Below are 26,882 nucleotides of genomic sequence, written 5' to 3' on the forward strand. Positions count from 1 at the left end.
CAGGAGTCCCACGTGTCACGCAAGAAGACCCTCAGCGGGAAGAAGAAGATCGCTCTGCTTGTCGGCGCCGCCGCCCTCGCAGGCGGTACGGCGGTGGTGATGACTGGCACCAGTCAGGCGTCGGTGGCCTGCGACGGGCTGGTCACCGCCCTCCAGAACAACGAGAAGTTCATCGCCGACCAGCGCGCCAATCCGGATGCGCAGTCCGAGGCGCGGATCGCCAACCGACAGGCCGTCATCGAGCAGATCAAGCGGCAGCAGGAAGCTTCGGGGTGCGAGGTCGGCGGCGGTGCCGGTGGTGGTGGCGAGGCCGCGCCCCCGGCCGAGTCACAGCCCGCCGCACCGCCCGCCGAGTCGCAGCCCCCCGCCGGTGCGGGCGGCGACCAGGGTGCCGGGGACCAGGCAGGTGGCGGCCAGGGTGCCGGCAACCAGGCAGGTGGCGGCCAGGATGCCGGCAACCAGGCAGGCGGCGGCCAGGGCAACGTCGGCGAGGTCGTCTGCGCCGGCTCGACCGTGACCCTCTCCGGCGAGGGCGGCGCCCCCGCCGCCTCCAGCAACCAGTTCCCGGTCGGCACCACCCTCAAGGTGACCAACCTCGACAACAACAAGTCGACGACTGTCAAGGTCGCCTCCGCCTCCGGCAGCTGCGCCCTGCTGAACAACGCGGCCTTCGAGCAGGTTCGTGAGCCCGGCAAGTTCCTCATCCGCAAGGCGCGGATCGAGCGCGTCAGCTGACGCTGACGGATTCCAGGACGGTGCCGTTCGCCTCCTCACGGCACCGTCCTTGCCACCGCGCTCACCGACTGAGCCCCCGCTCACAGCTCTGGCCACGCAGCACCACAGCTCACAGCTCTAACCACGCAGCAGAAGCTCCGCCTCCGCCTGCGCCAGGATCTCGGTGAGCCGCAGCCCGAACCGTACGTCGCAGTCGTGCGCCCGCCCTGTCCGCGCCGACTCCAGCAGCGCGTCGACGGCCGCCTCGAACGAGCGGATCGCGTCGCCCCAGGCCGGCAGCACCGCCGCCCCCCGATCGCCGACAAGTTCGATACTCACGCCCGAAGCCTTCACCGGCGCGCTCAGACTCAGCGTCGCCGTGCTCGACGCCCCGGACTCGTGCCGCAGCACCAGATGCGCGGTGTCGACCGGGCCACGAGCCGCGGTCACCTCCGTCACATCGCCGAGCACCGGAAGCAGTACGGACAGCACATGCGGGCCCACATCCCACAGCCCGCCCTTCTCGCGCCGCCACGGAGAAGCCGCGTACGGGCTGTCCCCGCCGGGCGCGTACAGCGAACCGAGCCACCGCGCATGGGCCGTGAACCAGCCGTCCACCCTCGCCTGTTCGTCAATCCAGGGCGCGGTTTCGGCGGCAAAGCGCAAGGTACAGAACACGACCGACGCGACCCCGGCCCTCGCCGCCGCCTCCGCCGTCTCACGCGCTCCGGCCACCGTCGTCGCGACCGGTTTGTCCAGCAGCAGGTGGCAGCCGGCCGCGGCCGCCCGCGCCGCGAGCGGCGCCTGGACGTCCGGCGGCAGCGCGAAGGCCACCGCGTCGCAGTCGGCGAAGAGCGCGTCGATTCCGTCGTCGCCGGAGTACGCCGTCGTGTCATGGACGGCGGCGAGCGCGGCGGCCGCTTCGGCCCGCCTCCCCCACACGCCGGCGAACTCGACATCCGGATGGGCGGCGAGCGCGGGGGCCTGGGTGCGCTCCGCCCAGGGCCCGGCCCCGAGGAGTCCGATACGCAGCTGCTTCGCGGGCTTCGTCATACGGCCCAGTCTGCCCCGTGGAGAAAAATGCCGGGGAACGCGAAACGAACGGTGTTACGTTTTCGGAGCCGGCCGCGGGACTCCGGTGCGACTTCCGGGACTTGCTTCTAACGCAGTGATTTCGCTGTTCGCGCCCTCATTCCCCGGTCGGCTTCCGTCTTTGTACGTACGGGGAGAAACGATGGCGGAGACCGCCGGGGCCGACGCTGAACCGACCATCGAGACGCACGCCGATCTGGTCGCTGCCGAGGATGTGCTCCTGTTCGTGAACGCCGCCGTGACGTCGACCGGACAGCGTGAATTCCGCTCCGACGCGTACGCGCAACAGCTGTCGCTCTCCTTCCTCCATGAGTACGTACGGGTCAACTACCGGTCTGTGTACGCCGCCGCGCTCGCACTCGACATCAACGACCACAACGCCGCCCGGATCGTGGAGCAGCTGCTGCGCACGGCGGGCGAGGCGAGCGACGCGCAGAAGCGGACGGAGGGCCGGCTGATAGCGGCGCGGCTGGCCGTGCTGCCGCCGCAGCGTGTCTACCGGCTGTTCCGCACACTGCGCGCCGCCAAGGTCAACAACCGCCGCACCCGTGCGATCCTGCGCGACTGGCTGGCGGCGCGGCCCGATCTCGGCCATGACGCGGTGAAGTACCGCGGCGGTCTGAAGACCGCCGTTCGCCATGCCCATCTTCCTTTCGGAGAAGGCGAGTTCGCGGGCGGAGAGTTCGGCGACTTCCTGTTCCGTCCCGGCCGGCGCGTCCGCTACGAGCACGCCTTCCTGGACGCGTACCGCCGCGCCCACTTCGAGCAGGTCGCGGTCTACGATCTGCCGTTCACCGTCGCCGAGGGCTTCGCGGCGAAGCACGGCATCCCGCGCGGGGCGTTCCTGGAGCGGATCGCGCCGCGTATGACCCGGCTGGAGCGGCTGCGTACGCAGCGGGCCGGGACGAAGACCGACCTCAGCGTCATGCCGCTCACCCGCCTCGCGCTGTACGTACTCTCCCTCGAGGTGGCGGAGCGGGTACGGCGGCGTGCGGAGCTGACCGGTGCGCTGCGGGCCGCGGCGCTGCGTGCGGCGGGGCCGTACGCCGGGACGTGGGGGCGGGTGTCGGCCGTGCTGGACGACAGCTATTCCGCCTCCGGTTCGGGCGTCAAGCGCCGCCGTCCGCTCGCGGTCGCGCTCGGCTGCCATTTCCTGCTGGAGGCGCTGGCCGGTTCGTACCGCGCGCACTGGACCTCGGGAGCGGCCGATCCGCTGCTCGTACGCCCCTGGGGGCCGACCCCGCTCGGCACCCGGATCCTCGATGCCCTGGAGGACTCGCCGGACCGGCTGGTGATCGTCTCGGACGGCTGGGACAACGCGCCGCCGGGGCTGGCGGGCGAGGTACTGCGAGTCTGGCGCACCCGCCTCGACCGGGACCGGAGGACGAGTGTCGTGCATGTGAACCCTGTATACGACGCGGACGGTTTTGATGTGCGCCGGCTGACGCCGAGCGTGCCGACGGCAGGGATCCGCGACGCCGAGGATCTGGCGGCGCTGGTGGAGATCGCGCAGTTCGCGGAGGGGCGGACGGGACTGGCCGAGCTCCAGACGTATCTGGACCGCCGGACGGACCGTTTCCTGGACGGCCACCACCCGGACCGACACCTGGAGAGGGCGCGATGAACGAGCTCGACATGACCGGGCTGACCACCATGCCCGCGCAGGTGTGGGGCGGCATCCGGCTGGTGCCGCTGGTGCGCGAGGAGCCGGTGGACGGGCTGCGGCTGCACCACGAGATCTACGGCGGCTACGGCGACGTCCAGGTCGGCCCTCGTACGCACTATCTCTCCTACATCCCGCACGGCTTCGTCGCGGACTGGTCGGGCGAGGGCGGCCGGTCCGCCGCGTACGGAACACAGTTGGGCGACGAGCGGCCCGCCTGCGTCCCCGTGCGCCGTCACCACCGGATGGCCAAGCGCCGCTCCGCAAAGGGCAGCACCGAGGACCGGCTGCGTTTCCTTCCTCTCCATCTCGCGCTGGAGGGATATCTGGCACTTCACTTCGGCGGCCCGTCCGTCGTCTGGGACGAGTGGTCCCAGCAGGCGGTACGCCAGGGCCTGTCGCCGCGCGCCGAGGACGCCTACGCGGGATGGCAGGTGCGCGGCCTCGGCGATGCGCTGCGGATCTTCGAGATACACCCGGGCCAGTGCGGTGTGCTGATGTACGCCGCGGACTCGCTCGCCGCTGCCTTCGTCGTACCGCACCCCGCCGACTACCGCGCCCTGCACCCGTCCCTGATCGAGGATCTCTACGGAGAGCTGGTCCATCAGTACGCGTACTTCGGCGGCCCGGTCCCCGACTTCGAGGCGCGCATCCGCGACAGCCCGTATCTGCGGACGATCGTCGATCTGCGGGCGGCGGCCCGCGCGCAGGAGCGCGCCTGGGCCGAGGATCACGACACGCTGTTCGCGGGCCGGCTGCTCGACCCGTCGTACCTCTTCGAGCGCGTCTACCGGATGGGCTCGTTCAGTCTGTGGCGCTTTCTGCCGCCGTTCCGGCGCGGGGAGCCGGAGCAGCACATCGGCGAGGTGATCACCGACCACAAGGGCCGCGTCGCCTATCTGAAGACCTTCCGGCTCTCCGAGGCACAGGTCCGGCGCGGCCATCTGCTGAACCGGCTGCACGACCACGACTGGCACCTGGGCCGGACCGCCGAGGCGCTGGGCACCAGCTACCTCGATCTCGTACGCCGGATCCGTGCCGCGGGCTTCGAGTCCCTGCTCAACGAGCACGGCGTCGCGCTTGCGGCCTCGGCCGAACCCGCTCACGGACGGACAGCTCCGCCCGCCTGTTCGGCGTAACGTGGGGTTCACAAACGGGCAACGGACGGGAAATCCCGTATTGCGAAGCTGCGCCCCATACCGCTGCACCCGCAAAGGATGAGGCCCCGTGACCTTCAAGGCTGAGTACATCTGGATCGACGGCACCGAGCCGACCGCCAAGCTTCGCTCGAAGACGAAGATACTGGCGGACGGCGCCGAGCTGCCCATCTGGGGCTTCGACGGGTCCAGCACCAACCAGGCCAAGGGCCACGCATCCGACCGCGTGCTCAAGCCGGTCTTCTCCTGTCCGGACCCGATCCGCGGCGGCGACAACGTCCTGGTCATGTGCGAGGTCCTCAACACGGACATGACGCCGCACGAGACCAACACGCGTGCCGCGCTCGCCGAGGTGGCGGAGAAGTTCGCCGCCCAGGAGCCGATCTTCGGCATCGAGCAGGAGTACACCTTCTTCAAGGGCTCCCGCCCGCTGGGCTTCCCCGAGGGCGGCTTCCCGGCCGCGCAGGGCGGCTACTACTGCGGTGTCGGCTCCGACGAGATCTTCGGCCGTGACGTCGTCGAGGCCCACCTGGAGAACTGCCTGAAGGCGGGCCTCGGCATCTCCGGTATCAACGCCGAAGTCATGCCCGGCCAGTGGGAGTTCCAGGTCGGACCGCTGGCGCCGCTGGAGGTCTCCGACCAGCTGTGGGTGGCGCGCTGGCTGCTGTACCGCACCGCCGAGGACTTCGAGGTCTCCGCGACGCTCGACCCGAAGCCGGTGAAGGGCGACTGGAACGGCGCGGGCGCGCACACCAACTTCTCGACGAAGGCGATGCGCGAGGGGTACGACGCGATCATCACCGCCTGCGAGTCGCTGGGTGAGGGCTCCAAGCCGCTCGACCACGTCAAGAACTACGGCGCGGGCATCGACGACCGCCTCACCGGTCTGCACGAGACCGCCCCCTGGAACGAGTACAGCTACGGCGTCTCCGACCGCGGCGCCTCGGTCCGTATCCCGTGGCAGGTCGAGCAGGACGGCAAGGGCTACATCGAGGACCGTCGTCCGAACGCCAACGTCGACCCGTACATGGTGACGCGGCTGATCGTCGACACCTGCTGCACCGCGCTGGAGAAGGCCGGCCAGGTCTGATCGCGCTGCCATGCCGCACCCACGAGGGCGTCCGCCGGTCCCGCCGGCGGGCGCCCTTCGGCGTGGATCGCGCCGAGTGTCCGTCAGGTCCGTATCAATGCGCGTATCAACGTCCGTATCAACGTGCGGAAGGCCACTGCTGCCGCCGGACGACATCTGCTTCAATAGGGACATGGCCAGCTTCCAGCACATCGCGACAGGTCGCAGCGACCTTGAGCCGTTCTGGCCTTCCCGGCAGCACCATGACTTCGACCGGGTGTGTTGCCGCGCGGTGAACGCGCAGGCCCTCTAAAGCCGCTCACCCCGGTCTTCGGCCAGCGCGCACGACGTACGTCCGTCCTCTCGACTCGACGACTCCTCCGCGCGAAAGAGCTGACCTCTCATGGCGAACTCCCGTTCCTTCTCCGCCGTACCCGCCGTCTCCGCTGCGACCGCCGTCAACCAGAATCCGATCAGTCCGGGTCGGCACCGGCTGCGTGCCGTCGACCGGGACGAGGTCGTGACCACCGGGCAGGTGGTGGACTTCCTCCCGCCGGGCGCCACTTGGCTTCCCGCGCCCCAGCACACTCTGCCCACCCTGCCCGGTCAGCCGCCGATGATCGGCTACCTCGTTCTCGTACCGGCCGATCAGCAGCCGCCGGCCGCTCTGGTGCAGTCACCCACGCCGGCCCGGGCCGAGGAGGGCGCCGGACCGGTGTCGATCGACAGCGTCCAGCGCACCGCCCTGGTGGACGGGCAGGTGCTGGATCTGACCTACCTCGAGTTCGAGCTGCTGGCGCATCTGGTGGCGCATCCGCACCGGGTGCACACCCGCGACCAGCTGGTGACCACCGTGTGGGGCTACGGGCATGTGGGCGACGGCCGGACCGTCGACGTCCATGTCGCCCGGCTGCGCCGCAAGCTGGGCGCCGAGCGCCGCCGTACGATCCAGACCGTACGGCGGGTCGGCTACAAGTACACGCCCTGAGCCAAGTCCTGTCCGGGCGGTGTCCGACCGGTCGGGACGACCGGCATACGCGTCGGCCGTATCTGCCGAAGCCCTCGTAGCTGGGCTACGAGGGCTTCGGTGCGCGGTGACGGGAGCCGGTCCGAGCGCGCCGGTGGGCGCAGGAGCAGGCCCAGCACTATGAGGACTGGATTACCTTGACGGGACGGTACCGGTCGGTGGTGGTGCCGTCACCGAGCTGGCCACTTTCGTTGCTACCCCAGGTCCGGACTGTGCCGTCCGACATCAGCACTACGGAGTGGTTGTCCCCGGCCTCGACCGCCCGCACGCGGGACAGCCCGGTAACGGTCACCGGGATGAGGTGGTCGGTGGTGGTGCCGTCACCGAGCTGACCGAAGAGGTTCCAGCCCCACGTCTTGACTCTGCCGCCTTGTTGCAAGGCCAGACTGTGGGCCACGCCGGTCGCGACATTCCGCACATCCTTCAGTCCGGGAACCAGCACCGGGGTGTGTCGGTCGGTGGTGGTGCCGTCACCGAGTTGCCCGTAGAAGTTCCAGCCCCAGGACCGGACGGTACCGTCGTTCCGCACGGCCAGGCTGTGGGCTCTGTGCGACGCCACATACCGCACCCGGGTCAGCCCCAGGACCTTGACAGGCTCGTGGCGGTGGATGATGGTGCCGTCTCCGAGGCGGCCGTCGTAGTTGTTTCCCCAGGCCACGACGGTCTTGTCCGGCTGTACGAGTTCGGTGTGCGCATGGCCGACGCTGATGTCCCCTGGGTTGTTCAGCCCGGGGACCGTGACGGGGGTGAGCCGGTCGGTGGTGGTGCCGTCCCCGAGCTGCCCGTACGCGTTCCAGCCCCAGGCCTTGACGCTGCCGTCGGACATCAGGGCGATGGTGTGGCCGTCATCGTTCGCGACGGTCCGCACGCCGGTCAGCCCCACGGGGCTGACCGGGTAGTTCCGGTCGGTGGTGGTGCCGTCACCGAGCTGCCCGAACGCGTTCCAGCCCCAGGTCCGGACGGTGCCGTCCGACAACAGCGCCACGGTGTGGTGGCCATTGGCGGAGACGGCCACCACTCCGGTCAGCCCGGGGACCGTGACGGGGGTGAGCCGGTCGATGTTGGTGCCGTCACCGATCTGGCCGTTGGTGTTCATCCCCCAGGCTTTGACGGTGCCGTCCTTCATCAGCGCCACGGTGTGGCTGTCCCCGGCGGCGATCGCCTGGACACCGGTCAACGCGACCGCACTGGGGGCGCGGGCCCCCCCGAACGCCAGCGGCGTGGCACATACCGACGCCACCAGCGAGAACAACAGGGCCAACAGGATTGCGGGAGCCGGTGTTCTACCTCTCCGCTGCGGTACGGAAACCGGGATCTTCATGCGCTTCTCCTTCTGGACGATGGGTGGGGCAGCCCCGATGTGACCGGCGCAGTCCGGTGATCAGGCCAATGCTGCGAGGATGGCTCCGATCGTCGGCAGTCCCCATACGGCGAGGAGACCGAGGGTGGGGTCCCACAACGGTGCGGGACCAGGAGCGAGTCCGCCGGTTCTGGCACTGGTGCTGCTCAGCCCGGTACGGCTCAGCGCGGCATTGCCCAGCCCGATGCTGCGCAGTGCGGCATTGCTCTGCTCGGTACTGCTCTGCTCAGTACTGCTCCGCTCGGTACTCCTCTGCTCGGTACTGCTCCGCTCGGTGCTCCTCAGCTCGGTACTCCTCTGCTCAGTACTGCTCAGCTCGGTACTGCTCTGCCCCGTACTTTTCCCGTTGCTGGACATCACTTCGCCGACCGTGGCCACACGCGTGCCGGCCGAAGCGCGGGTCTTCAACCAGTCCAGGAACGCGGACAGAACCTTCGGCTTGATCCCGTACGTGGGTGTGCACCCGTCGCAGACATGGTGAAAGACCAGTGGGACCCAGCCGCCCCCACGCTTCTCGGCTTGTGTGACCAGATCCTTGAGGTTGCTCAGGCTTGTGGACGTCTGTACGGAGCCCGGTGTCCGGATGTAGTACGCGTTGTCGGGGTGCATCCGGTTGGCGTACGGGCACCCGTCGCAGTGCCCCGGGGTCACCAGGCCTCCCACTCCCCTGGCGCTGGTGTAGCCGCATTCGGCGGCAGCGCGCTGGGAGGCCGCGTCGGCGGCACCGAAGGGGTAGGCGAAGCTGCGGACCGAGAACCCCTTTTTCTGCAGGGCCTTGCGGTCGTCACAGATCTCGCGCTTCTGCTCGGTGGCGCTCAGGTTGGGCAGCCGGGGATGGTGCAGGGTGTGCCCGCCGATCTCGTTGCCCTCTGCGGCAAGCTGCGCTGCCTGCGCCGTGCTCATGTATTGCGGCCTGTCCAGGCTGCTGCTGATCAGGTAGAACGTCCCCCGCATGCCATGGGCACGAAGGATCGGCCGGGCCTCGGTGAAGTGGGACAGCCTGCCGTCGTCGAAGGTGAGCGAGACGACGGTCGTCGTCGCCGCGTGTGCTGAGGGCAGGCCGGACAGGGGCATGATGAGGGTGAGGAAGCAGGCGGCCAGGAGCGCGAGAGCCGGTACGGTCGACGACCGGTAGTGCACGGACATGCGGGAGATCCTTGATGTTCGTCGCCGCCGAGGTGGTCAGCGAAGTGGAATGCGACGGCGGGAGTTCTAGGATGAGATCGCGACGAGGTTCCTGAACTGGAAATTGGCGTTGTCCCCCCGGACTCCGACGCCGCCGGCGAGGAGCAGATTTTGGGGAGTCCTGTCCACGACGTCCAGCACCCGCCGCCCGCCGACGTCGAGGGTGAGCCGGACAGTGCGGTTGGAGAGCGTGGTGACACTGGTCCTGACATCCACCCAGGTGTTGCGTGGGAAGACGTTCTTGGCGGTCGAGCCGATCTGGTAGTACGTACCGCCGTTTTCATTTCCGGGGGGGTTCTTGCGTTTGATGACGCAGACCCCGTCACGGCGTGCGACGCTGACCGCATAGAGCTCCGTCTCGTCGTGATAGCGAAGCCAGATGTGCAACCCGTCCCAGGCGAGTGCGGGGGTGCGCGGCGTGCTGACCAGCGCGGAGAGCCACATCTGCAGGGTGACGACGGTGTTCTCGAAGTCGTGCCGCTGGCTGGCCAGCCGAAACACACAAGAATTGTTGCCGTTTGTGGAGCCGGCGTTCGGGGAGATGCTGTCCGGCACCCCTGACCAGGCAGCCCCGTTGAGGCCGAAGACGGAACCGCTGGTCATGTCCCAGACGGTGGACAGCTTCGCCCCGGGGTTGCCCGGGTTCCAGTGGGCGTACTCATTGGTCACCAGCCCGCTCTTCGGAAAGGTCGGACGGAACGGCGCCGGCACCGCGGCCCTGCGCATCAGGGCCGCACCGACCGGCGGCGCGGCGACCGCGAGCGTCGCGCCGCCGAGGAGCGCAGCGCGCAGCCATGCCCGGCGGGACGTGGACGGGGTGCTCGGGCCGCGGAGTCGGGGCGTATCCGTCATCGGTGTCCTCCTGCAGATGTCTGTGAGGTATGAGAGATCGGGGTGACCCGCAGGTCGGCGAAGACGGGCCAGCTGCCGGCCCGGACACCTCGGCTCACCGCCAGGCCGATGCCACCGCGGCTGGACGGCCCGGGGGGGCTCTGGACGGAGAGCCGGACGGTGCCGTCGATCACGGCGACAGTCCGCGTGCCGCTGACAGTGACCTCCACGTGGTGCCGGGCGGACGGTAGGAGATCCCGCCTGACGAGCACGACGTCGTCGCCTGCGGCGGCGATCTGAGCGGTGTCCCGGGAGACTCTGACGGCCAGAACCGACGTGCTCCCGACCCGGACGAGCAGGTTGCCTCTGGGGCCGCGGGAGTTCAGCCCGCCGATGTCGGTGGAGGCGGTGTAGTCGATCCAGTCGGCGGTGGCGTACGGGGCGTAGGAGGCGTACGCATACGAGCCGCCTTGCGGATAGGGGCCCCGGCCGGTGAGGAACCCGATGGTCTCGGCGTGGTGCCAGTCGACCCTCGCCCAGTGCCCCGGGTGCTCCAGTGGTCGGCCGGAGGGCGGTAGCGGGGTACGGGACACGACTTCGCGCAGCAGGGCTTCCGGGGTCGTGCTGCTGAACACCTCCAGCCGCTGGATGCTCTTCTGTGCCGCGGAGCGCCGGCCGGCCGGCGTCGGGCTGGACATCCTGTCGGTCAGCGTGGCCGCGAAGAACTGTCGGAGAAGGTTGCGCGCATACACCGTCGTGGCACTGCCGGGCGTGCCGGGGCCCTGCGGGCCCTTGCCCGGCCGGGCGCCGTCCGCGTCGGAGAACGGGTAGGCGAACAGCCGCGGCCTGGGGAGGCCGTGGGACGTGAAGTCCCGTAGTGATGCGGCGAGATCGCTCCGGACGCGCGTTTGGTAGTGCGCGAGGCTCTCCAGTTCGCCGCCGGCGGGGTCGTAGATCCGGTTGGTCAGGAACGAGCCCTTGCGGCCGTCCGGGCCGACGACTCCGCGACTGTGCAGGTCGTGCGTATGGTCTTGGAAGTCCCACCGGCCGGAGCGGGCCATCCGGCCGACTTCCTCCCAGGACAGGTAGTACGGGCGGTGCTTCCCGACCCGGCCGGAAATCAGGAACGACGTGGCGTGCTGGTGGTGCCGCTCGAGAATGCGGTCCGCGTAGCGCCACAGACCGTCCGTTCCGTCGTCGAAGGTGAGCAGGACCGACCGGCGGGGCACGGCTCCGCCCTGGAAGTAGGAGACGAACTGGTCAGCCGTCAGCGTCCGGTAGCCGGCAGCGCGCAGTGCGGTGAGCTGCGCGTCCAACTGATGCGGTGTCACCACATAACGGTTGCCTCCACTGTCGGGCCGGACGTCGTGGTAGGCGAGCACCACCGGTGCCGCATGCTGGGGAAGGCCCGCCCCGAGCGCCCGCCACGTGTTCAGGGTCTGCGCATCGATGTCGGCGGGGGTGGTGGTGTACTGGGGGCTGAGGCTCTCGCGGGCATTGTGCAGCCGCCACGCCACGGCGAAGGGCACCGTCACCACCAGGACGGCGGCCAGGGCCAGCAGGGCGCGCAGCAGTCGGCGCCTCGGAGGAGCGGCGGGGGGAATATCGCGCCCCGACGGCGACCGGCCCGCTGGTGGGCTACCCGGCGGCGCTAGGGAAAGGGCCATGTCTCCGTTCCTCCGCGAGACAGCACGACGAGGTAGAGGGCGAGGACGACCGCGCCGGTCACGGCCACGGTGAACACGCGGATGACGGCTCTCATGTCGCGCTCCGCGACCACACACCGCGCCGGATGGTGGCGGCGGAGTAGAACAGCAGCCACGACAGCAGCACGGACGAGAGAAGGCTCATCAGCGGCCGGTAACGCCATCCGGTCGAGCCGGGGTTGTCGAGCCTGAACGCGAGGCCCCAGAAGGTTCCTTTGACGAGGACCCCGGCCAGGTAGAGCAGGGTGAGCAAGTACGTTCCCTGCAACGGCACCCACACCAGGTGGCGCACCGCCATCACCGGGGCCGCCAGGACCCACAGGGCGTGCAGGTAGTACAGGGCCGCGGGTCCGAGCCCGCGCCGCCAGATGAATGTTCCGGTGAAGAAGAGGTTGCGGACGAAGCTCTTCTTCCACCGGACCTGCTGGCGCATGAAGGGCCGGAACCGGGTCGGCACGTTGGTCCACACCTTGGCCGACTCGACATAGCCGACGCGCCACGGGAGCTCCGGGTAGTCCGCTTCCTGCACGAACGGCGAATCGGCGTACCGGCGCTTCAGCCGCCGCCCCTTCCACTGCTGGCCGAGGACGTATCCGGTGAGCTGGCGGTCGGTGGCGAAGCGGAACTCGCCGCCGAGGAAGCGGTCACCCGCCCAGGCGGGCAGGTAGTTGTAGACGGCGTCTCGGCGGAAGACTGCGAGCGGCCCGGAGACGCAGGTCACGGAGCCGAACGCGGACTCGGCGGCCTTGGACACCCGGAACTGGCCCTCATACCAGACGTCCTGGATCCGGGAGAGGAGGCTCTCGTCGGCGTTGAGCGCCCGCGCGTGCCCGCTGACCGCGCCGAGCTCCGGGTGGCGCAGCAGCGCAGTGACGCAGCGGGTGAGCGCGTCCTCGGCCAGCACGCAGTCGGAGTCGGTGAAGGCGATCACATCGCCGTCGGCGAGCTCAGCGGCCCGCACCAGAGCGTGCTTCTTGCCCACGTTCTGTTCCAACGGCAGTACGGTGATGGCGAGTTCGGCAGCGAGGGACGCCAGAATCTCCCGGGTGCCGTCGTTGGAGCCGTCGTCCACCACCACGATCTGCAGATCCGGATGGTTACTGGAGACCATCGAGCGCACGCACGCCTCGATGCACTCGGCCTCGTCCTTGACCGCCAGCAGGAAGCTCACCCGGGGCACCGTCGGCAGGGCCGGGAACTGGGAGAGGTTGCGGGGCCGCCTGCGCAACTGGCCTACTGCGGGGTCGTCGTACTGGGCGTAGGCGACGTAGAAGATGGCGATCGCCCCCAACAGCACCAGGAAGCCATAGCCGAGCAGGAAGGGGGACCGGAGGAGTTCGGGGGCGCTCCGGGCCAGGAGCAGCAGGAGCGGCAGCAGAAGCAGCAGGGTGAGCAGCCGCCGTACGGCCTGCCGCAGGACGGGATCGAGCCGGTTCAGGCGTCCGAGGACCGGGCGCCGAGTCCGCCGCTCCGGCGGGGGCGGCGCGTGGTTCAGGCTTCCGAGGACCGGGCGCCGGGACTGCTCCGGCGGGGACGGCGAGAGCGCTCGGGCCTGGTCCTGCGTCCTGGGCGGGGCCGGGGCCTGGGCTTGCGCTTGGGCCTGGGCCTGGGCGGGGGTCGTGCTGTATCCGGTGGCTTGGACCGTCATCACACCACCGTCCGGCCCTTTACCGCGTCCAGGCGGTAGGTGGCGTCCAGGACGAGTGGCTGCTCCTGGAGCCAGTCCAGATCCTGGCCCCGATGGACGGTGTGGACCACCACCAGGTCCCAGATCTGGGCCTGCGGCTTCGCCACGCTCTCCATCCGCTTCCCGGCGACGGCCAGTTCCGTCACCCTCGGGTCGGTGTACGAGACCACGGCGCCTGCCTGGGTCAACTCGGCGAGGATCTCCAGCGCCGGGGACTCCCGCAGGTCGTCCACATCCGGCTTGTAGCTGACGCCGAGGACCAGAACGCGGGCACGACTGAGCGGCACACCGCTGTCCGCGAGGAGTTCGCGAGCCCGGCGTACGACCGTCCGGGGCCTGGTGGCGATCGCGGTCATCGCTGTGTCGATGAGCGGCAGGGTGACGCGCTGCCGCCGCAGTTGCCAGAGCAGGTAGTGCGGGTCGCAGGGAATGCAGTGACCACCCACCCCCGGCCCCGGGCGGAACGGCATGAACCCGTAGGGCTTCGTCGCGGCGGCGTCGATCACCTCCGTGACCTCGAGTCCCAGGTGCCCGCAGGCTGTGGCGAACTCGTTGGCCAGCGCGATGTTGACGGCACGGAAGGTGTTCTCCAGGAGCTTGCACATCTCGGCGGCTTCCGGGGAGCCCACCTGATGGACCTCCGGCGCGGAGCCCTTGAGAACGGCGACCGCACGGCGGGTGCACTCCTCGGTCTCGCCGCCCACGACGCGCGGCGTGGCGTTCTGCGGGTGGACCGTGTTGCCCGGGTCGATCCGCTCCGGGGAGAACGCGACGAACACGTCGCGCCCGGCGTGCATGTCCCGGTCAGCCAGCGGCTGCAGGAGCAGGTCGCGGGTGGTGCCGACGTAGCTGGTCGAGGTCAGCACGATGGTCTGGCCGGGTACCGCGTGTTCCACCACCGTGGCGCAGGCCGCGGAGAGTGCGCTCAGGTCCGGTACGAGATGCCCGTCCACCGGAGTGGGTACGCAGATCACGACGGTACCCGCGGCCGCGAGCCGCTCCGGATCGGTGGTCAGGGTGCACTTGTCACTCCCTGCAAACTCCCGCAGCCGCTCGTGGTCGTCGGAAACCAGGTCGACTCGGCTGGCTCGGATGTCGTCGATCCGCTGCTGACTCGCGTCGAGTCCGATGACCTCGTTCCCCGAGGCGAGCAACGCGAGAGCCGTGGGGAGTCCCACGTATCCCATACCTACGATCGCCACCGGTCTCCGGTCGACCGGCTCGGGGGCAGTGGCAGTTCTGTCTTCGGAGGATGACTGAGGCCAGACCGGCAGCGCACGGCCCCCGGCGATAGGCACAGCGAAAGTTGACAAAGGGTCCCCTGAGACGTGGAAAGGCGCGGCGGTCGCCGCCGGATTGACAAGACACGTGCCCCAGAACACTCGTAACGGGGCGCAACCACGAGACTACCGAAGCGCGAACGTTTCATTGGCGAATGTCATAGTGTGTCGATTTTGTGTGTGTCACGTGTTGTACACGGACGCGAGAGTCTCGAGGTCTGTCGTCACGCACAGATCAACGAGACCGCCGCCTTATGTACACGCCCACTTGGGACTTGGCCGTCCGGACACACACGGACCGAAGGGCGCGCATCGGCGACATGGTCCGCACATGCCGCCCTCCCGGGGCCGGGGTTCGGGAGGAGCCCGCGCTTCGCTTCCCTGTCAGCAGAATCGTTTGGTCCGGAACGGCCCAGCAGGCAGAGTCGCGGGTATGAGACTTCTGATTCTGGGAGGCACGGAGTTCGCGGGCCGTGCGGTGGTCGAGTCGGCCCTTGCGCGCGGCTGGGAGGTGACGGTCTTCCATCGCGGGCGGCACGAAGCACCGGCCGGTGTCACATCGCTGCTCGGCGACCGCACCGCGCCGAACGGGCTTGCGGCGCTCGCTGACGGCGAGTGGGACGTGGTCGTCGACACCTGGTCGGCCGCGCCGTCGGTCGTACGGGATGCGGCCCGGCTGCTGGCGGGTCGGGTCGGCCGCTATGTCTACGTATCGAGCTGCTCGGTGTATGCCTGGCCGCCATCGGCCGGCAACGACGAAACGTGCCCGGTGGTCGAGGCCTCGCCCGACGCGGTCGAAGTCCCTTACGCGGAGGCCAAGCGGGGCGGGGAGCTGGCAGTGCTGGACGCGTTCGGTGCGGAGCGTTCGCTGCTGGTCCGGGTGGGGCTGATCATCGGTCCGTGGGAGAACATCGGCCGACTGCCGTGGTGGCTGCGGCGGATGGCCCGCGGCGGCCCGGTGCTGGCGCCGGGTCCGCGGGACACCCCGCTGCAGTACATCGACGTACGCGACCTCGCGGAGTGGATGCTTGATGCGGTGGTACGGGGCCTGAGCGGCCCGTACAACCTGGTGAGCGAGCAGGGCCACACGACGACCGGCGAACTGCTGGAGGCGTGTGCGCGAGCCACCGGCTCGGACGCGGAACTGCGCTGGACGCCACCGGAGGCGATCCTGGCGGCAGGCATCGAGCCCTGGACGGACCTCCCGATCTGGATCCCGCGGGAGCAGCAGCCGGAGCTCCACCGCGCGATCCATGGAGTGAACGTCGCCAAGGCGCTTGCCGTGGGCCTGAGTTGCCGCCCGGTCGGCGCAACGGTGACGGACACATGGGCTTGGCTCCAGTCCCTGGGCGGCCCCGCACCCCAACGGCCGGACCGCGTGCCGGTTGGCCTGGACCCGGTGGTGGAGGCGGAGTTGCTCGGCACGTGAACGGGTCGCCCGAGGCGGGCGTGTTCCCCTGCCCGCCGCTTCCCGCAGTGCGGATGTGCGGCTGCGCCGCGTGGGGGGCTCCGCCCCGGACCCCGGGCCCCAATCGCCGGCGGGGCTTGATTTGCGGGCGTACCGGGTCCGGGGCGGAGCCCAGGTCAGGCCCGAGTCCTCCGCAGCTCCGCCGGCACCGGGGGCGAGTGGCGGTCGCCCTGCGGCGTCGGCCGTACGTCCGACTCGCCGTGTTCCAGGTGCGGCAGCCACCTCAGGCCCCTCGGCGTGCGCCAGTTCCGCTCGCCCAGCAGCGCCATCACCGACGGCAGCAGCACCATCCGTACGATCGTCGCGTCCAGCAGCACCGCCACCGCGAGGCCCACACCCATCTGCTGCATGTCCTGCATGGACAGCGTCCCGAAGACCGCGAACACCGCGACCATGATCGCCGCCGCGCCCGTCACCGCGCCCGCTGTGCGGCGGATGCCCTCGTTGATCGCCGCGCGCGTGTCCGTCCCACGGTCACGCGCCTCGCGAATCCGCGACACCACGAAGACGTGGTAGTCCATCGACAGACCGAACAGCACCACCAGGACGAACAGCGGCAGCCAGCCCTCGATCGCGCCCACCGACTCCGTACCGAGCGCCGACGCCCCCCAGCCGTGCTGGAACACGGCGACCATGACGCCGTACGCGGCCGCCACCGAGAGCAGGTTGAGCAGGATCGACGTCACCGCGATGACGTACGACCGGAAGCAGAACAGCATCAGCAGGAACGTCACCGCCGTGATGAACGCGAAGACCGGCACGATGCCGCGCTTCAGCTGGTCGTTGAAGTCGACGGACCCCGCCAGCTCACCGCCCACATGCACCTCCGCCCCGGTCCCCGCGAACGCCGTCGGCACCCGCTTCTCGCGCAGGTCCGCGAGTGCTTCCCTCGAGCGGGCGTCGCTGCCGTTGCCGGCCAGCGCCACCTCGATCTCCGCGACGTTCTGCGCCTTGTGCACGGTCACCTTGTCGGACTTCGCGTCGAACTTCGCGAGCGCGCCCCGCATCCGCTCCGAGTCGATGTCGTCGGCCTTCACGACCACCCGCGCCGGCTCCGGACCGCCCGGGAAGGCCTCGGTGATCTTCTTGTAAGCGACGGACAGCGCGGCGTCGGAGCCGAACTGCTTCTCCATTCCGAGCTGTTCGGTCTTCATGCCCACCGCGGGCGCCGCGAGTACCAGCAGCACGGCGACCGCGCCGAACGCGAACAGCTTCGGCCTGGCGAGTACGGGCCTGAGCACCGCGCCCGCCACCGCGCCGCTCTCGTGCGCGCCCTTCTTGCCACGCCGGTTCAGGAGGGGAATCCGTCCCGCGTCGATCCGGTCCCCCAGCCAGGCCAGCAGCGCCGGCAGCACCGTCACCGAGCCGAGCATCGCGATGAAGACGACGAGGATCGTGGCCAGCGCGAAGCCCTTGAAGAGCATCAGCCCGGACAGGAACATCCCCGCCATCGCCAGCATCACGGTCACACCGGAGACGAGGACGGCCCGCCCGCTGGTCGCGGCAGCGATCCGCAGCGCGGTCTCGGCGTCGTGCCCGGCGGCCCGCTCGTCACGCTCGCGCCGCAGATAGAACAGGCAGTAGTCGACGCCGACCGCGAGCCCCATCAGGAACATCACGGAGTACGTGGTCTGGAAGAGGTGCAGCTGATGGCTGGCCAGCGAGAGCAGACCGAAGGCAGCCATGCACGCCGTCAGCGCAAGACCGACCGGGAGCAGCGCCGCGACAACGGCCCCGAAGGCGACCAGCAGAATGCCGAGCGCCAGCGGTACGGCGGTGAACTCGGCCTTCTGGAAGTCCTCGGAGAGCAGATCGCCGAGCCATTTCTCCGAGCTGGCCTGCCCGAACTGATGTATCTCGACGTCCTGTTGGACCTTGCCCGTGTCCCGTACGGCGTCGAGCACGGGCTGCACCCGGTCCGCCGCCGTCCTCGAATCGCCCTTGACCTGGAAGCGGATCAGCGCTTCCCTGCCGTTCTTGGAGGCGAGCGGCGGCTCGACCTTCTGCGCCTCGCCCGTCTTGTCGATGGCCACGGCCAGCTCGCGCGCCGCGTCCTTCCAGCCGCCGGCCGTCTTGCTGCTGACCAGGACGAGCTCGTCGGCCGGCTGATCCAGGCCGGCGTCGTCGAGGATCTTCTGGGCCCGCGCGGAGTCGCCCGTACCCTGCTCGGACTCGGACATCTCGACCATTCCCGATGCCCCGCCGACCACCGTGGCCAGGACGACGAAAAGCAGCCAGCCGATGATCGCCGTTTTGCGGTGGTGTGCGCTCCACACACCGATACGTGCCGCGAGGTTACGCCGCATGGCGTTTCGCCCCCAGAGGTAAGCGCCGAATAAGTCGAGTACGACGCTAGAAATCCGCGGCCTCGCGTCCCAGCCGTCAAGGCCCCCTGCCGCGGAGACGAAAGGCGAGCTCAGGAAGGTGGTGCCAGGTACACCCCCAGCTGGTGTCCGGGCCCAGTGCCGTGACAGCGGGCACCGGCGACACTGGTGCCCGAGACCGAACAACGAGGGGGATCCGATGAACGCGACGAAGGCACGTGACGCGGTGGTGGCCGGCGCACGAGGGCTTGCGCTGGCACTCATGGGGCTGGTGGGCTCGGTCACCGTCTTCTGCCTGGCGGTGGTCTCCATGGCCCTCATACCGATCGGTGTGGGTGTCTTCACCACACCCGCCCTGCTGCACCTGGTGCGGGCCCACGCCAACAGGCGGCGGCTGTTGGCGGCCCAGTGGTCCTCGGTACGCATCCCGCTCCCGTACCGCCCCCTCCCCCGCGATATGCGCACCGGCATCACCGGCCAGGTGGAGCGCTGCACACTGATGTTGAAGGACCCGGCGACCTGGCGCGATATGCAGTGGCTGCTGATGGACATGACGGCGGGGGCCATCGTGGCCATCCTCCCGCCGACGCTGGTGCTGGAAGGCATCTTCGGTCTGCTGCTCCTCGCCGGTCTGTGGCAGCCGATCGTCGAAGCGGACGGCACGTACTGGTATTCCTTCGTCCCGGTCGACGGATGGGGCACGGCAGGTCTTGCCGCACTGCTCGGACTGGTCTGGCTGACCGTCGCCATGAACGCCAACCAGCTGCTGATCCGCACCCACTTCAGGCTCAGCCGCGCGATGCTCGCCCCGAACCACGACCTCGAGCTGGAGCAGCGCATCGACCGGCTCACCGAGACCCGGCACGATGCCCTGGACACCTCGGCAGCCGAACTGCGCCGTATCGAGCGGGATCTGCACGACGGAGCACAGGCCCGGCTGGTCGCCATGGGCATGAACCTGGGCACCATCGAGGCGCTCATCGAGAAGGACCCGGCGCAGGCCAAGGATCTCATCTCCAAGGCCCGCGAGTCCTCCGCCGAGGCGCTGACCGAACTGCGCGACCTGGTCCGCGGCATCCACCCGCCGGTGCTGGCGGAGCGCGGCCTCGGCGACGCGGTCAAGGCGCTGGCACTGCGGCTGCCGGTCAAGACCGAGGTGGACGTGGAGCTGCCCGGTCGCGCGGACGCGCCCGTCGAGTCGGCGGCGTACTTCGCGGTCAGCGAGGTGTTCACCAATGCGGTCAAGCACTCCGGCGCGGACCGGTTCTGGGTCGACGTCACCCACTCGGGCGGCTTCCTGCGTATCGCGGTCACGGACAACGGCAAGGGCGGCGCGGTGATCGGAACCGGCTCCGGACTGAGCGGTATCGAACGCCGACTCGGTACATTCGACGGCGTCCTGGCCGTCAGCAGTCCCGTGGGCGGTCCCACCATGGTCACCATGGAGATCCCTTGCGAGTTGTCCTAGCCGAAGATCTGTTCCTGCTGCGTGACGGCTTGGTCCGCATGCTCGAGGCCTACGACTTCGAGATCCTGGCCGCCGTGGAGAGTGGACCCGAACTCACCGAAGCACTCGCCGAGTTGCAACCGGACGTCGCCGTCGTCGATGTCCGGCTTCCGCCGTCGCACACGGACGAGGGGCTGCAGTGCGCCCTGGCGGCGCGGCAGGCCAGACCCGGGCTGCCGGTGCTCGTTCTCTCGCAGCATGTGGAGCAGTTGTACGCGCGTGAGCTGCTGGCCGACGGGAACGGCGGGGTCGGCTATCTCCTCAAGGACCGGGTCTTCGACGCGGAGCAGTTCATCGACGCGGTACGGCGGGTGGCTGCCGGTGGTACGGCGATGGATCCGCAGGTGATCTCGCAGCTGCTGTCGCGGCGGGCGCAGGACAAGCCGATGGGCGGACTGACCCCGCGCGAGCTGGAGGTCATGGAGCTGATGGCGCAGGGCCGTTCCAATACCGCGATCGCCGGGCAGCTGGTGGTCACGGAGCGGGCGGTGGCCAAGCACACGTCGAACATCTTCGGGAAGCTGAATCTGCCGGTGTCGGACGACGACAACCGCCGGGTGCTGGCGGTGCTGGCGTACCTGGACCGCGGCTAGGGCTGTTCTGTCCTCGATCACCGGACGGGCTTGGAAATCAAGCCCGTCCGGCGTTCGAGGTCGAGCCGGCCGACGCGTCAGGCCTCGTACTGCGTGAGGTCGATCGCATAGATGCTCAGCGGGAGGCCGTACACCGGGTGCGTAGTCTGGCGCTCCAGCTCCATGCCGAGCTTGCGCATCACATTCTCGGATGCCTCGTGGCCGGTCCGCGTGATGCTGATCACGCGGTCCAGTCCGCGGTCCTGGAGCGCGAACTCCAGTGAGGCGTGGGCGGCTTCGGAGGCGTACCCCTGGCCCCAGAACTGCCGGCCGAGCCGCCAGCCGATCTCCACGGCGGGCAGCACCTCAGGCAGGAACGCGGGGACGGACAGGCCCACGAAGCCTGCCAGTTCGCCCGAGGCGAGGAGCTCGACGGCGAAGAGGCCGAAGCCCTCCTCGTCCCACTCCTCCTCCCATCGCTCGATGTCCTCCGCGGTCTGTTCGAGATCGCGGACCGAGCCGTCGCCGATCCACTGCATGACCTCCGGGTCCGCGTTGATCTCGGCCATCGGGACAAGGTCGTCCTCGTGCCAGCGGCGGAGGAGGAGTCGGGGAGTCTGGATCTCGGTCATGGGCCCCATCCTGCCATCCGCGGGCGCGTCCGACTTCAGCGCAATACGGCGGTTTTGCTGATGGAGAATTCTACGAATTCCCGCTCCGGACCCACTCGGCTTGAACACCCCATGAGCCACACCCGTATGGAACGTCGCGCTTCTCCCTCAGCCGGTACCCCCCTAACCCACACCCGGCGACGAAGCAGAGGAGTTCCATGGGACACGCAACGAGAAAACGCTCGACACTGGCGAACCGGGCGATCGTCGCCTCCGCCGCATTGATCCTGGGCGGGGGTGGGCTGGTCGCGGTCAATGTGTATGCATCCGCGGGCGAAAACCATTCCGGTCAAGGCTCCAATTGGACGAAGAAGGCCGCCGGGCAGCAGGTGTCGACCATCGACTGCCCCGAGGTCGCGAACGGCCTCCCGGACGTGCCGCCCCAGGCGCGCCAGGAAGTCGACGGTGAGCTGGCCAAGATGGACAGCCAGATCACCGACGCGTACAAGAGGTTCGCGGACCAGAAGCAGCAGGTCCAGAGCGATCCCCAATGGGGCAAGAACGCCATCCTGAATCCGCTCAGGGACAAGCGGCGGGCGAGCATCGACCGGATTGCCACGGCTATCGGCCGGAACGCCCAGCGTCCGCAGGGCATGCAGGACCTCGCCGATTGCTCGCTGCAAGCTGACGACGGCAACGCCCAGAACGACGGCCAGAACGACGGCCAGGGTGACGCCAACGGCGCCGACCAGAACGGCGCGAACAACACCGGGCAGGACGGCGCCGACCAGAACGGTGGTCAGAATGGTGACCAGAATGGCGGCCAGGACAACGGTCAGGGCAATGACCAGGGCGATGGCCAGGGTCAGGGCAATGACCAGGGCAACGGCGGCGGACAGGGCAATGGCCCCGAAGCCGCCGACTTCGTAGACATCCAGTCCGTCCAGCCGAACGTCGCCCAGCCCCAGCAGCGCGGCGGCGGCTCCAAGGGAACCTTCGTCACGGAGTGCGGAAAGAACGAGAACGGCAAGTTCAATCCGGACAATGTCATCGTCGCCCCTGGTGTGAGCAATGGCGCGCACCATATGCACGATTACGTCGGAAACCAGGCCAACGACGCGTTCGCCAGTGACGACGATCTGGCAAACGGTGACACCACCTGCCAGAACCAGGGCGACAAGTCCACGTACTACTGGCCTGTACTGCGACTGCAGAACGGGCAGAACGAGAACGACGCCCAGGCGGACGGCGGCGGCAAGGACCAGAACATCGGAGAGATCCAGACTCCGTCCCAGGTCACGCTGAATTTCGTCGGCAATCCGGTGAGCAAGGTCACCGCGATGCCTCGATTCCTGCGGATCATTACCGGTGACGCCAAGGCATTCACCAACGGCGATGCGAACGCCAATGCCTCCTGGAGCTGCACCGGATTCGAGGACCGTCAGCTGAAGGACAAGTACCCGATCTGCCCCCAAGGCAGCCAGGTAGTGCGCTCCTTCAAGTTCCAGAGCTGCTGGGACGGCCAGAACATCGACAGTGCCAATCACCGCACCCATGTGGCGTTCGCGGACGCCAACGGCAACTGCGGAAACGGATTCAAGGCGATCCCGCAGCTGGTGCAGCGGATCGTGTACGACGTCCCGCCGGGCCCCGGCTTCGCGGTCGACTCCTTCCCGGAGCAGCTGCACAAGCCGGTCACCGACCACGGCGACTTCATCAGTGTCTTCGACGACAACCTGATGAACAAGGTGGTGAACTGCATCAACAGCGGCCAGAAGTGCACGTGATCCACTGACCCGGAAGGCTGGAGCGGCCCCCCAGGGTGGGGGGCCGCTCCGCTGCGACCGGCCCCCCGCCACGTACCTGCGCGGTCAGCTCCCGTGGTGCCCCGAGTGGCCCCCCGCGGAGTGGCCTCCCGCGCTCTCCCCAGTGCCACCGCTGCTCCCCGAGTGGTGCTGAGCGCCGGTCTCCACCGATCCACCGAGCCGGCCGCGCAGCGCTGTGACCACCTTCGCGTCGCCGACCGCGACCCACTTTCTGCCGACGAGATACGAGCCGCCGTAGTCGTTGGCCTCGTTGATCCATTCACGCTGGCCGCGGTCGGTGGCGAAGGTGGCCAGCACATACTTGCCGTCACCCGTGGTGCAGTTGGCCTGCCGCAGCTCGGCCGCATTCGTCTGGATGTTCGGCTTGCACTCGGCCTTCGCCGCCAGCTGCTCCAGGCTGCCCGTCGCTGTCTTCGGCGGCTCGGGACTCTTCTCGCCGCCGCCACGCCCATCGCCGTCATCGCCCGCTCCGCAGGCCGCGGCAAGGGTCAGCACCAGAACCGCCAGTGCTGTCCGGGCCGTACGCCTCGCGCCGGTGTTCGTACTCGTACTCATCCGGCCATCGTGCCCTCTCGCACTCCTGTCGGGTAGCCGAACGGCGGGTAACCTGCGCGACACGCACGCACCTGTTGTCACTTGAACAACATATAAGGAGCGCTGATGAACGAGCTGTCGAGACGTACTCTGCTGGGCACCGCCGGAGCAATCGGCATCGGCGCGGCGTTAACCGGGCACACGCCCGCGTCCGCCGCCGGAGCAGCCGGAGCCGCCGCCGCCCCGGCCACGGCGGAAGTGTTCTCCACGTCACCCGCGCAGGATTCACTCCAGCGACTGCTTCCCCGCCATGCCGGCCAGTTCCGGCTGCGGGCTCTCGAAGGCCCCGAGCGCTTCCGGGTCACCGGTTCCACCGGCCGTATCGAGGTCGCGGGCACCAGTCCGGCCGTGCTGCTCACCGGAGTCCACTGGTACCTCAAATACGTCTGCCGGGCGCACATCTCGTGGTCCGGCAGCCAGCTCGATCTGCCCGGACTGCTGCCCGCGCCCCGTGACGCGCTCGAGCGCTCGGCGACCGTCCCGCACCGGTTCGCGTTCAACGACACGCACGACGGCTACACCGCCCCGTACGCCGACTGGGCGCGCTGGGAGCGGCTGCTCGACATCCTCGCCCTGCACGGCTGCAACGAGGTGCTGGTGACCCCCGGCCAGGAGGCCGTCTACCACCGGCTCCTGCAGGACTTCGGGTACACCGACACGGAGGCCCGCAGCTGGCTCCCCGCACCCTCGCACCAGCCGTGGTGGCTGCTGCAGAACATGAGCGAGTACGGCGGCCCGCTCAGCCCCGAACTCATCGAGAGACGCGCCGGCCTCGGCAGACAGATCGCCGACCGGATGCGTGAGCTCGGTATGCACCCGGTCCTGCCCGGCTACTTCGGGACGGTCCCGGACGGCTTCGTCGCCCGCAACGCCGGCGCCCGCGTCATCCCGCAGGGCACCTGGAACGGCAAGCGCCGCCCCGACTGGCTCGACCCGCGCACCTCGAGCTTCGGCGACGTCGCCGCGGCCTTCTACCGGCACCAGGCGGAACTCTTCGGCGAGGTCGGCCACTTCAAGATGGATCTGCTGCACGAGGGCGGCACCGCCGGGGACGTCCCGGTGGCCGACGCCGCGCGCGCCGTCGAGAAGTCCCTGCAGACCGCCCGTCCCGGCGCGACCTGGGTGATCCTCGGCTGGCAGTCCAATCCGCGGCCCGCGCTGCTCGCCGCGATCGACACCGACCGGGTGCTGATCGTCGACGGTCTCTCCGACCTGGACACGGTCACCGACCGGGAGACGGAGTGGGGCGGTGCGCCGTACGCCTTCGGCACCATCCCCAACTTCGGCGGCCGTACGACGATCGGCGCGAACACCGACCGGTGGACCGCGAAGTTCACCGCCTGGCGCGACAAACCGGGCAGCGCGCTGGCCGGCACCGCGTACATGCCGGAGGCCGCCGAGCGCGATCCCGCAGCCCTGGAGCTGTTCAGCGAGCTCGCCTGGCGCGAGGAGCAGATCGACCGGGACGCGTGGTTCGAGCAGTACGCCGATGTCCGCTACGGCGGCGAGGACCGCTCCGCGCACACCGCCTTCGCCGCGCTCGCCGCGACCGCGTACAAGTTGACCAGCACCGACGGCCGCCCGTACGACTCGCTGTTCTGCCGCCGACCGAGCATGACCTCCTCCATCGGCACGGCCTTCGACCCGGCCGGGTTCGACCGGGCCTTCGCCGCGCTGCTGGACGTACGGCATGCGCTGCGCGACTGTGACGCGTACCGCCACGACGTGACCGATCTGGCCCGCCAGGCGCTCGCCAACCGCTCGCGCACGCTCCAGCTCCCGCTGCGCGCCGCGTATCTGGACAAGGATGTGGACACCTTCCGTGCCCTGTCCGGGCTCTGGCTGAAGCTGATGCGGCTGAGCGACACCATGGCAGGCTGCCATCGCTCGTTCCTGCTCGGTCCCTGGCTGGAGGATGCCAAGCGGCTGGCCCCCGGTCCGGCCGAGGCGGTGGAGCTGGAGCGCACCGCCCGTGTGCTGCTCACCACCTGGGCGGACCGGGCCGCCGCAAACCAGCTCAGCAACTACGCCAACCGCGACTGGCACGGACTGATCAACGACGTCCATGTGCCGCAGTGGGAGGCGTATCTGGAGGAGCAGGCCGCGGCGATGGCCGAGGGCCGCGCACCCAGGTCCTTCGACTGGTATCCGGCGGAGGAGGCGTGGACGAAGGACCGGCGCGCCTATCCGGTGCGGCCGACGGGCGACGCGTACCGCACCGCCCGGCGCGTGTACGACACCCTCGCCACCGCCCCGTACCAGGGCTTCGTCTCCGTCACCGCGGACCCGCCGGCCTTCACCCCCGGCAGCACAGGCACCGTCGCCGCCACCTTCCGCAACTTCAACGGGCTGCGCTCCACGGGCCGCGTCGACCTGGCCCTGACCGGCCCGGCCGCCGAGCCGCAGGGCCCGACCTTCCTGAAGAGCGTGCCGGCCGGCGGCACCGGCAGGGTCTCCTGGCGGGTGACGGCGCCCCCCGAACCGCTCACCGAGCCGCTGGTCGCCATGGACTACGAGCTGCGCACGCAGTACGGACCGCGCGGCGAGGAGCGGGTGGCTGTCACGCAGAAGGGCAAGCTGCAGCTGGCGGCGCCGCTGGATCCCGAGTGGCGCACCTTCACCAGCAACGCGGCCGTCTTCGGGCAGGTCGGCGACCGCTTCGCGATCAATGGCGCGGGCAACGACCTGTGGAGGGAAACCACACAGTTCGGCACCGCCTACCGGGAGGGCGCGCTGACGGAGGGTGTGAGCGTCGTCCTGCGGGTGGACTCCCAGGAGAACACCAGCAGTTGGGCCCGGTCCGGCATTGTCGTACGCAACAGCCTGGCGAAGCCGGGGGACACCGGGTTCCTGAATCTGGCCGCGACCCCCGGCCAGGGCATCGTGCTGTCGTACGACACCAACGCCGACGGCACCCTGGACACGTACCTGCGCATCACCGGTATCAAGGCCCCGGTGCTGCTGCGGCTCACCCGGAACGCCGGGACCTCCTTCACCGGCGCCTGCTCCACGGACGGCGGTGCCACCTGGCGCACGGTCGCCACCGTCTCCGTGCCGGGGTCCGCCGCCGTCCAGGACGTGGGGCTCTTCATGAGCGCGACCAGCGGGGGCAGCGGGGCCAGGGGCACGGTGCACTTCAGCGGCTGGTCGGTCATCGCGGGATGATCCGCTGCCTGCGGCACCGGCACAGCCGGTGCCGCGCCGGTGGC

The 26,882-nt window shown here is 69.4% G+C and carries 20 protein-coding genes; 10 read left to right on the forward strand and 10 right to left on the reverse strand.

Annotated features, from left to right (window positions below):
• Positions 1 to 12 precede the first annotated feature (12 nt).
• The gene (locus AB0D12_RS01245) at positions 13 to 735 is read left to right on the forward strand and encodes a hypothetical protein (RefSeq protein WP_362675726.1); all 723 of its coding nucleotides are present in this window, start codon (positions 13 to 15) and stop codon (positions 733 to 735) included.
• Between the two features lie 117 nt (positions 736 to 852).
• Here the strand turns inward: AB0D12_RS01245 and AB0D12_RS01250 are convergent, their stop codons facing one another.
• On the reverse strand, positions 853 to 1,767 hold the full coding sequence (locus tag AB0D12_RS01250) for a Gfo/Idh/MocA family oxidoreductase (protein ID WP_362675729.1): 915 nt from the start codon (positions 1,765 to 1,767) through the stop codon (positions 853 to 855).
• A gap of 181 nt (positions 1,768 to 1,948) precedes the next feature.
• Here AB0D12_RS01250 and AB0D12_RS01255 point away from each other — a divergent pair, with 181 nt between their 5' ends.
• The 4 genes from AB0D12_RS01255 (at position 1,949) to AB0D12_RS01270 (ending at position 6,683) form a co-directional block, all read left to right on the forward strand.
• A complete protein-coding gene (locus tag AB0D12_RS01255; protein WP_362675732.1) occupies positions 1,949 to 3,430 on the forward strand; it encodes a hypothetical protein in 1,482 nt (493 codons plus the stop codon).
• Entirely contained in the window at positions 3,427 to 4,608 is a 1,182-nt protein-coding gene (locus AB0D12_RS01260; RefSeq protein ID WP_362675735.1) for a hypothetical protein, read from the forward strand. The genes AB0D12_RS01255 and AB0D12_RS01260 overlap by 4 nt, the downstream gene beginning before the upstream one ends.
• 88 nt (positions 4,609 to 4,696) lie before the next feature.
• Positions 4,697 to 5,716 carry a glutamine synthetase gene (gene glnII, locus AB0D12_RS01265; RefSeq protein ID WP_362675738.1) on the forward strand — a complete coding sequence of 340 codons (1,020 nt, stop codon included), beginning with the start codon at positions 4,697 to 4,699 and terminating at the stop codon, positions 5,714 to 5,716.
• 382 nt (positions 5,717 to 6,098) lie between these two features.
• Positions 6,099 to 6,683, forward strand: coding sequence for a winged helix-turn-helix domain-containing protein (locus AB0D12_RS01270; RefSeq protein WP_362675741.1), 585 nt, complete (start codon positions 6,099 to 6,101; stop codon positions 6,681 to 6,683).
• Between the two features lie 157 nt (positions 6,684 to 6,840).
• Here the strand turns inward: AB0D12_RS01270 and AB0D12_RS01275 are convergent, their stop codons facing one another.
• The 6 genes from AB0D12_RS01275 to AB0D12_RS01300 all read right to left on the reverse strand — a co-directional run bounded on the left by AB0D12_RS01275 (position 6,841) and on the right by AB0D12_RS01300 (position 14,693).
• On the reverse strand, positions 6,841 to 8,043 hold the full coding sequence (locus AB0D12_RS01275) for a hypothetical protein (RefSeq protein ID WP_362675743.1): 1,203 nt from the start codon (positions 8,041 to 8,043) through the stop codon (positions 6,841 to 6,843).
• A 60-nt stretch (positions 8,044 to 8,103) separates the two neighbouring features.
• Entirely contained in the window at positions 8,104 to 9,228 is a 1,125-nt protein-coding gene (locus tag AB0D12_RS01280) for a polysaccharide deacetylase family protein (protein ID WP_362675746.1), read from the reverse strand.
• Positions 9,229 to 9,294: 66 nt separating this feature from the next.
• Complete coding sequence (locus AB0D12_RS01285; protein ID WP_362675749.1) at positions 9,295 to 10,119, reverse strand: hypothetical protein; 825 nt, start codon at positions 10,117 to 10,119, stop codon at positions 9,295 to 9,297.
• Positions 10,116 to 11,765, reverse strand: coding sequence for a polysaccharide deacetylase family protein (locus tag AB0D12_RS01290; RefSeq protein WP_362675752.1), 1,650 nt, complete (start codon positions 11,763 to 11,765; stop codon positions 10,116 to 10,118). Before AB0D12_RS01290 ends, AB0D12_RS01285 begins: the two co-directional genes overlap by 4 nt.
• Before the next feature lie 91 nt (positions 11,766 to 11,856).
• Positions 11,857 to 13,452 (reverse strand): glycosyltransferase, encoded by a 1,596-nt coding sequence (locus AB0D12_RS01295; protein ID WP_362675755.1) that lies wholly within the window; start codon positions 13,450 to 13,452, stop codon positions 11,857 to 11,859.
• On the reverse strand, positions 13,452 to 14,693 hold the full coding sequence (locus tag AB0D12_RS01300; protein WP_362675758.1) for a nucleotide sugar dehydrogenase: 1,242 nt from the start codon (positions 14,691 to 14,693) through the stop codon (positions 13,452 to 13,454). Before AB0D12_RS01300 ends, AB0D12_RS01295 begins: the two co-directional genes overlap by 1 nt.
• Positions 14,694 to 15,204: 511 nt before the next feature.
• Here AB0D12_RS01300 and AB0D12_RS01305 point away from each other — a divergent pair.
• Complete coding sequence (locus tag AB0D12_RS01305; RefSeq protein WP_362675761.1) at positions 15,205 to 16,200, forward strand: SDR family oxidoreductase; 996 nt, start codon at positions 15,205 to 15,207, stop codon at positions 16,198 to 16,200.
• A 155-nt stretch (positions 16,201 to 16,355) separates the two neighbouring features.
• Here the strand turns inward: AB0D12_RS01305 and AB0D12_RS01310 are convergent, their stop codons facing one another.
• Positions 16,356 to 18,545 (reverse strand): MMPL family transporter, encoded by a 2,190-nt coding sequence (locus AB0D12_RS01310; protein WP_362675764.1) that lies wholly within the window; start codon positions 18,543 to 18,545, stop codon positions 16,356 to 16,358.
• 217 nt (positions 18,546 to 18,762) lie between these two features.
• On the opposite strand from AB0D12_RS01310, the gene AB0D12_RS01315 reads away from it, so the two are divergent.
• Positions 18,763 to 20,031 (forward strand): sensor domain-containing protein, encoded by a 1,269-nt coding sequence (locus AB0D12_RS01315; protein WP_362675767.1) that lies wholly within the window; start codon positions 18,763 to 18,765, stop codon positions 20,029 to 20,031.
• On the forward strand, positions 20,016 to 20,663 hold the full coding sequence (locus tag AB0D12_RS01320) for a response regulator transcription factor (protein ID WP_362675770.1): 648 nt from the start codon (positions 20,016 to 20,018) through the stop codon (positions 20,661 to 20,663). The genes AB0D12_RS01315 and AB0D12_RS01320 overlap by 16 nt, the downstream gene beginning before the upstream one ends.
• Before the next feature lie 77 nt (positions 20,664 to 20,740).
• Here AB0D12_RS01320 and AB0D12_RS01325 read toward each other — a convergent pair whose 3' ends face one another.
• A complete protein-coding gene (locus AB0D12_RS01325) occupies positions 20,741 to 21,274 on the reverse strand; it encodes a GNAT family N-acetyltransferase (protein ID WP_362675773.1) in 534 nt (177 codons plus the stop codon).
• A 197-nt stretch (positions 21,275 to 21,471) separates the two neighbouring features.
• On the opposite strand from AB0D12_RS01325, the gene AB0D12_RS01330 reads away from it, so the two are divergent.
• Positions 21,472 to 23,040, forward strand: a complete 1,569-nt coding sequence (locus AB0D12_RS01330) for a DUF1996 domain-containing protein (RefSeq protein ID WP_362675776.1) — start codon at positions 21,472 to 21,474, stop codon at positions 23,038 to 23,040.
• An 84-nt stretch (positions 23,041 to 23,124) separates the two neighbouring features.
• Here the strand turns inward: AB0D12_RS01330 and AB0D12_RS01335 are convergent, their stop codons facing one another.
• A complete protein-coding gene (locus AB0D12_RS01335) occupies positions 23,125 to 23,634 on the reverse strand; it encodes a hypothetical protein (protein ID WP_362675779.1) in 510 nt (169 codons plus the stop codon).
• A gap of 105 nt (positions 23,635 to 23,739) precedes the next feature.
• Here AB0D12_RS01335 and AB0D12_RS01340 point away from each other — a divergent pair, with 105 nt between their 5' ends.
• Positions 23,740 to 26,838, forward strand: a complete 3,099-nt coding sequence (locus tag AB0D12_RS01340; protein WP_362675781.1) for an alpha-N-acetylglucosaminidase TIM-barrel domain-containing protein — start codon at positions 23,740 to 23,742, stop codon at positions 26,836 to 26,838.
• The last annotated feature ends 44 nt before the right edge of the window (positions 26,839 to 26,882 follow it).

This window comes from Streptomyces sp. NPDC048479, from assembly GCF_040651435.1.
Taxonomy (GTDB): Bacteria; Actinomycetota; Actinomycetes; order Streptomycetales; family Streptomycetaceae; genus Streptomyces.